At 52.0% G+C, this 6,307-nt stretch carries 3 protein-coding genes; 2 read left to right on the top strand and 1 reads right to left on the bottom strand.

The genetic code is table 11. The annotated features are described in order from the left end of the window. On the top strand, positions 1-2,568 hold a 2,568-nt coding region (locus DW088_RS15450; RefSeq protein WP_118361968.1), incomplete at its 5' end, for an S-layer homology domain-containing protein. Between the two features lie 169 nt (positions 2,569-2,737). Further along, positions 2,738-3,448: a hypothetical protein gene (locus tag DW088_RS15445; RefSeq protein ID WP_118361966.1), complete on the top strand. Its 711-nt coding sequence runs from the start codon at positions 2,738-2,740 to the stop codon at positions 3,446-3,448. A gap of 93 nt (positions 3,449-3,541) precedes the next feature. Here DW088_RS15445 and DW088_RS15440 read toward each other — a convergent pair. After that, the coding region (locus DW088_RS15440) for an S-layer homology domain-containing protein (protein ID WP_199720454.1) at positions 3,542-6,307 on the bottom strand (2,766 nt) is incomplete at its 5' end.

The raw sequence follows: 6,307 nt of genomic DNA, 5'->3' as shown, positions 1-6,307 counted from the left end.
AAGGTTCTTGCACTGGTACTGGCGTTTGCTTGTGCATTCACCATGTTCGCTGGTGCAGCGTTCACGGATCAGGCCGACATTAAGGTTAAGTCTGACGTAGTGGACACTCTGGTATCGCTGGGCGTAATCGAAGGTTTCGAAGACGGCTCCTTCCAGCCGAACGGTACTGTAACCCGTGCTCAGATGGCAAAGATGATCTACGTTCTGCGCACTGGTAACTCTGACGCTTCGGCGTACAACGACGACAAGTCCTCTTTCACAGACATTGGCTCCCACTGGGCTCGCGGCTACATCAAGTACTGCCAGTCTCTGGGCATCATTGCTGGTAAGAGCAACACCAAGTTCTGCCCGAACGACAAGGTAACCGCTCAGGAAGCAGCTAAGATGCTGCTGGTAACTCTGGGCTACGATGCAACCAAGGCTGGTCTGGTAGGCACAAACTGGGCTTCCAAGACCAACGCACTGGCTGATGAGGCTGGTCTGCTGGAGGACGTTAACACTTCCTTCACCGCAGCTTGCCCGCGTCAGTACGCTGCACAGCTGATCTACAATGCTATTGATGCCGTAACTGTTGCATGGCGTGATGACGCTTACACCAAGTACAACTACAATGGCAGCGAGAACAAGACCATTGGCGAGAAGTACATGGGTCTGAACAAGACCGTTGGTATTCTGAACGATGTAACCAAGGATACCGATAAGAACACTTACTCTCTGAACGTAACCGTCAACCAGACTGAGAGCACTGGCAAGAAGTTGGATGCTTTCACTAAGGTTACCAAGGACTACTCCGCTCTGAAGTATCAGAAGGTTAAGGTTCTGTACAAGGACAAGGACAACGTATTTGGCGTTTACTCCATGACCGACGACAACACTGTTGTTTCCAACGTAATGGACAACGTTAAGCTGGACAGCAGCAACAAGCTGAAGATTAATGGCACCAAGTACACCATCGCATCTGATTCTACCGTATATGTAGATGGCGATAAGATGTACACCACCGATAAGGGTAACACCTTTACCACTAACTCCAAGGAAACTGGTGCTAAGGAAGCTACCATCGCTCAGTGGGTTGCTAAGAACTCTGAGGGCAACAACATTGGCAAGGCTTCTTCTGTTCAGGCTATCTCCAACACTGACAGCAGCAAGATCAACATCCTGAAGGTTACCACTTATACCGTTAAGAAGGTTACCTACGTTGGCACCGACTACATCAATGCAGGCGGCGCTCGCAAGGATGACAACTACAACTACCCGTCCGACCTCAAGAAGGACGATTACGTTGTAATCTCCAAGGCTGGCAACTATGCTGACGACAAGGGTCTGATCACCAAGGCTGAGACTGTTGAAGGCAAGGTTACTGGTACTAAGGGCAACGATCAGGTAATGATCGATGGCAAGTGGTACACCGCTGACTACAAGGCTGGCACTACCAATGTTATCGAAAACTGGCCGTCTTCTAACGCTACTGTAAAGCTTGTTCTGGTTAACGGCTTTGTTCAGTTCGTTGACACTGTTACCGCCGGCACTGCTGACATGGTAATGGTTATCGAGACTGGTTCCGCATCTGGCCTGGGCGGCAGCAAGGTTGCTGACGTTATGTTCGCTGACGGCTCCCGCAAGACCGTAGATCTGGATTCTGATTCTGAGTACGGCTACGGCGGTGATAAGGTAACTCTGGGCGCTCCGAAGCTGGCTACCTACGAGGTATCCAAGGGCAAGTACACTCTGAAGAAGGTTTCCGGCACCGCTCGCAATGGTTACGATATCTATGCTACCGCTGCTTCTCAGGATGTTGACGGCAACATTAAGGGTAATGTAACTCTGGCTGGTCAGCAAACTGGCTCTAATAACAAGCTGTTCTTCAAGAGCGACGCTGTTGTATTCGTTAAGTACAAGACCGATGACTACAAGGTAGTTACTGGTAAGGACGTTGCTAACTGGAGCAAGACCACTCTGAAGTCTGTTGAGGCTCTGGGCGAGCTGACTTCCGGCAACGCATACGCACAGGTAGCTGTTGTTACTATGGACACCAAGCTGCCGGGCGCTTCTAACAGCAACTATGCTTACGCTCTGGACGATCCGTACGAGCAGACTATCGATGGTACCAAGTACACCTTCATCAAGGCTTGGGACGGCACCAAGGAAGTTACTTTCAAGTCTGAGGATACCAAAACCGGTATCACCAAGCGTACCGCTTTCGAGTACTCCAACAACTCCGATGGCACTGTTGACCTGACTCGTCTGGACAACAAGACCACCACCGGCGTGAACGGCGAGTACTATGCACTGACTAAGATCACTTCTTACGACGAAGGCACCGGCGCTATCACCTTTGCTGATAACAAGTGCGACCTGAGCACGAAGAACAAGATCAAGGCTGGCGAGACCACGATTCTGTACGTTAACTCCGACGATAAGGTTGGCGTTGGCGCATTCGACATCGAGGTTGCTGAGGATGTAAACGCAGACGGCACCGTAGAGAACAACGTAATTGTTTACTCTGAGGCTGGTGACGATTACATCAACCTGATCGTTGTTGACGTTAACAACTACATGCATTCCTAATCAGTTTTGCTGATTTGAAGGCATAACTAAACCCCCGAGGAAATTCCTCGGGGGTTTTCCCTTTCCCCGAAAAATTTGCAAAAAACCAAAAGTTTTTCTTGCAATTTCGGAAAAATCGGCTATTCTATACCTCAAACAAACGGCGAAACGCCGAACAGGAGGTATATTTATGGGATTTGAATCGTATCGACAGGGCACGTTCACGAAGCGTTTAGCGGACCTGCCCGACCAGCCGAATATGCAGGCGGCGGAGCTGAAAACGTACTTCGACTCGTCGCCGGAGGAGCTGCGGCAGGCGCTGAACCGGCTGTGCGACGCGCTGGGCGAGTTCTCGGCTGCGGCTAAACTGGGCTACACCGCGAGTGCGGGCGTGCCGGCGCAGACCGTTCAGGACGCGATCGAAAACGTGCAGAAACAGGTGCGCGACGCGTCGGTTGGCAAGCTGCCGAGCGGCTGTGTGGACGGTGACAAGTTGGCGCAGGACGTGCGCAACCGCCTTACCGCGATCGAGCACGCCGCCGAGTCCGAAACCAACGCGCGCACCGCGGCGGACACCGACCTGCAAAGTGACATGAACACCGTCAAAACCACGCTTACGGTGAAAACCGCGTGCCATTTTGGCACTTACACCGGCGATGGAACCGAAAAACGCACCATCAGTTTGGGGTATCATCCCAAGGCCGTGCTCGTGTTCCGCGAGGGCTGCTACACCGGCTACAGCAGCGCCATTTACGGCGGTTTGGCGTCCGAGAACGTGCCGCTGATGTACGGCGATAGCGTCGGTCTCGGCGTCACCGCTGACGGCTTTCAGCTGCTCAATAGCCGCAACTGTGCCCTCAATTTGAGCGGGTATAAGTATTCGTTTGCCGTTTTTGTGTGATTGGGTAAAGGAAAACCCCCGAGGAAATTTTCCTCGGGGGAATCTTTACTCATTCAGCGGGAGCCAAACAAGTTATTCGGTTTTCCGAACAAATTACCACTTGGTAATGTTGCGGTTTACGTCAACAACCAGAACAGTGATCTGATCGTCGTCGTCGAAGTAAGCCTTTACGTTCGGAGCGTTGTCCTCGGACAGGTCAGAGGAGGTGTAGGTAGTGTAGCTCGTAGTCAGAGCAGACTTACTCAGATCCTGCGTGCCGGTTGCGCCCTTGGTCAGAGTGCAGAAGTCGCTGTCGAACAGGTAAGCCAGATCGATAGAGCCGGAAGCAACGCCGGTAGAATCATCGGAGTTAACGTACATTACGATGGTATCCTTAGAATCAACCTTGTTGTACTTGTCGCCGCTCTTCAGAGAGAAGAACTTGTTGTCAGCGCCCTTGTACAGCAGAGTGATGTCGCCGGAAGCTTCGTCGTAGTTAGCAACGTAGTAGTTATCAGCGCTCTTCTTGTCGATATCAGCGTTGGCAACGTCGCCGGTGTAGGTGAACAGCTCGCCCTTCTCCAGGCTGTTAGCTGCGCTGTCATCGGTCTTAACGGTGATAGCCTTAGTGCCGTTCCAAGCCGGAATCTCGTAAACAGTACCGTTCTCGGTGTTCTTTACAACATCACCGGTAACAACCGCGTAGTTGTCAGAACCGCCGCCGGTGGTACCCTTGCCGAGGTTGATGTAAGCAGCCTGAGCATAGTAAGAGTTGCCGGACTTGTTAGCAACAGCAGCTACGTCCTTCAGAACCTTGTTGTAGCCGGAAGCAGTCTTGCCGGTAACAACCTTGTAATCTGCAGAGCCGGTGCCGTTTTCATTATCGGTCTTATACTTAACGAATACAACGCCGGTGGATTCGTAGTACAGGCGAGAAGCGGTAGCAGTAGTCTTGTCAGAGTTCTTTACAGAAACCGTTGCACCCTTAATGCTGCCATCGGTCTTGAAATCAGCTGCATCGCCGGAAGCAGCTGCGGTTACATATGCGTCATAACCAGCAGTCTCAAAGTCGGTGTTGCCGTCATAAGTGTGGTCAGCACCAACCTTGGTCAGGGTGTAAACATCGCCGGACTTCTCGTAGGTTACGAGAATCGGAGCGCTGCTCTCGGTCAGCTGACCAATTGTATGACTCTTGTTGTCCTTGTCTTCCCAGTACTTCTCAATGTCAACAGTCTTGTCAGAGCCGTCAGCGAAGATCAGGCGAGCTTCCCACTTAGAGCCGATGCCGCCCTTCTGGTCAGCCTCAACCAGCAGTGCTACATCCTCAATAGAACCAGCAGTGGTATCGATGAAGTAAACATAACCGTTAACAATAACCATGTCAACGTTAGAACCGGTGTTCGGGCGCTTTACCGGTACCGAAGAGCCAGACTGTACGCCAGCCATAGTGTACCAGTTGCCGCCAACGCAAGCACTGTCATCAGACTTGGTGCCGGTTACCTTGCCGGTAACAACCTCAGCCTTCTCAACCAGACCGTGGTTGGTGCCGTAGTTGCCCTTGGCAGTCAGGATAACGTAGTCATCCTTCTTAACGCCATCGTACCAATCCCACTCGTCATCCTCGAGCTTGGTCTTGCCGTTGTTGAGGGAGGTGTCGCCCTTCTTTACGGTTACATTGATGTAGTCAGAGCCTACAGCGGTAACCTTAGCAACAGCAAAGGTCTTAACCTTCAGGATGGAGTAGTTGGAGGTGCCGTCGGTAGCCATCAGGGATACCTCGGTGCCCTGCCAGTACTTGGAATCCTTATACTTATTAGCAGCCTTGTTGCCGTAAGCATCAACAAATGCCTTGATGGTAGCCTTGGTGTTGCCAGTAGAGGTGGTGGTGAAAGTACCAGAGGAAGTCTTGTACAGAACCTCGCCGTTTACATAAACGGTCTGCTTGTCAGCAGCAACCAGATCGTACTTGGTGCCGTTCAGCTTAACCTTAGCGCCGTCCATCTCCAGCTTCTTCAGGATGTTGGACTGCTGGGTGTTGTCAGAGGTAGCAAAAACGCCGTAAACAGTCTTGCGATCCTTGTGGAGTACAGTAACGGTCTTGTACAGCAGGTCAGAGTAATCCTTCTGAACGTCGGTGAAATCGAATACTGCCTTGCCGGAAGCCTTAGTCTCGGTGGTGTTGTCCCAGTCTGCTGCGTCCTTGTCCAGAGTCAACTCGTAGGTGTCCTTGCCATTGGTCTTGGAAACCTTGGTCAGGGTAGAAGTAGTCTTCTTCAGGTTCATGTACTTCTCGCCAACGGTCTTGTTGTCAACGCCCATAGCAGTCTGATCGGTGTACTCGCCGTCGCGCAGAACTACGGTCTTAGCGTCGATTGCGTTGTAGATCAGCTGTGCAGCGTACTGACGCGGGCAAGCGGAAGTGAAGGAAGTGTTAACGTCCTCCAGCAGGCCAGCCTCATCAGCCAGTGCATTGGTCTTGGATGCCCAGTTAGCACCTACCAGACCAGCCTTGTCAGCATTGTAACCGAGGGTTACCAGCAGCATCTTAGCTGCTTCCTGAGCGGTTACCTTGTCGTTCGGAGCGAACTTGGTGTTGCTCTTACCAGCAATGATGCCCAGAGACTTGCAGTACTTGATGTAGCCACGTGCCCAGTGGGAGCCAATGTCGGTGAAAGAGGTCTTGTCGTCGTTGTACGCAGAAGCGTCAGAGTTACCGGTGCGCAGAACGTAGATCATCTTCGCCATCTCCGCACGGGTTACGGTGCCGTTGGGCTTGAAAGAGCCATCATCGTAGCCGTTTACTACGCCCAGAGCAACCAGAGTGTCCACAACTTCAGCGTCAACCTTAATGTCAGCCGAATCCGTGAACGCTGCACCAGC

The organism is Butyricicoccus sp. AM05-1 (genome assembly GCF_003474415.1).
GTDB classification, from domain to species: Bacteria; Bacillota; Clostridia; order Oscillospirales; family Butyricicoccaceae; genus Agathobaculum; species Agathobaculum butyriciproducens.
Note: the sequence above shows the minus strand (reverse complement) of the source record. Positions and strands in the feature narration are given on the sequence as shown.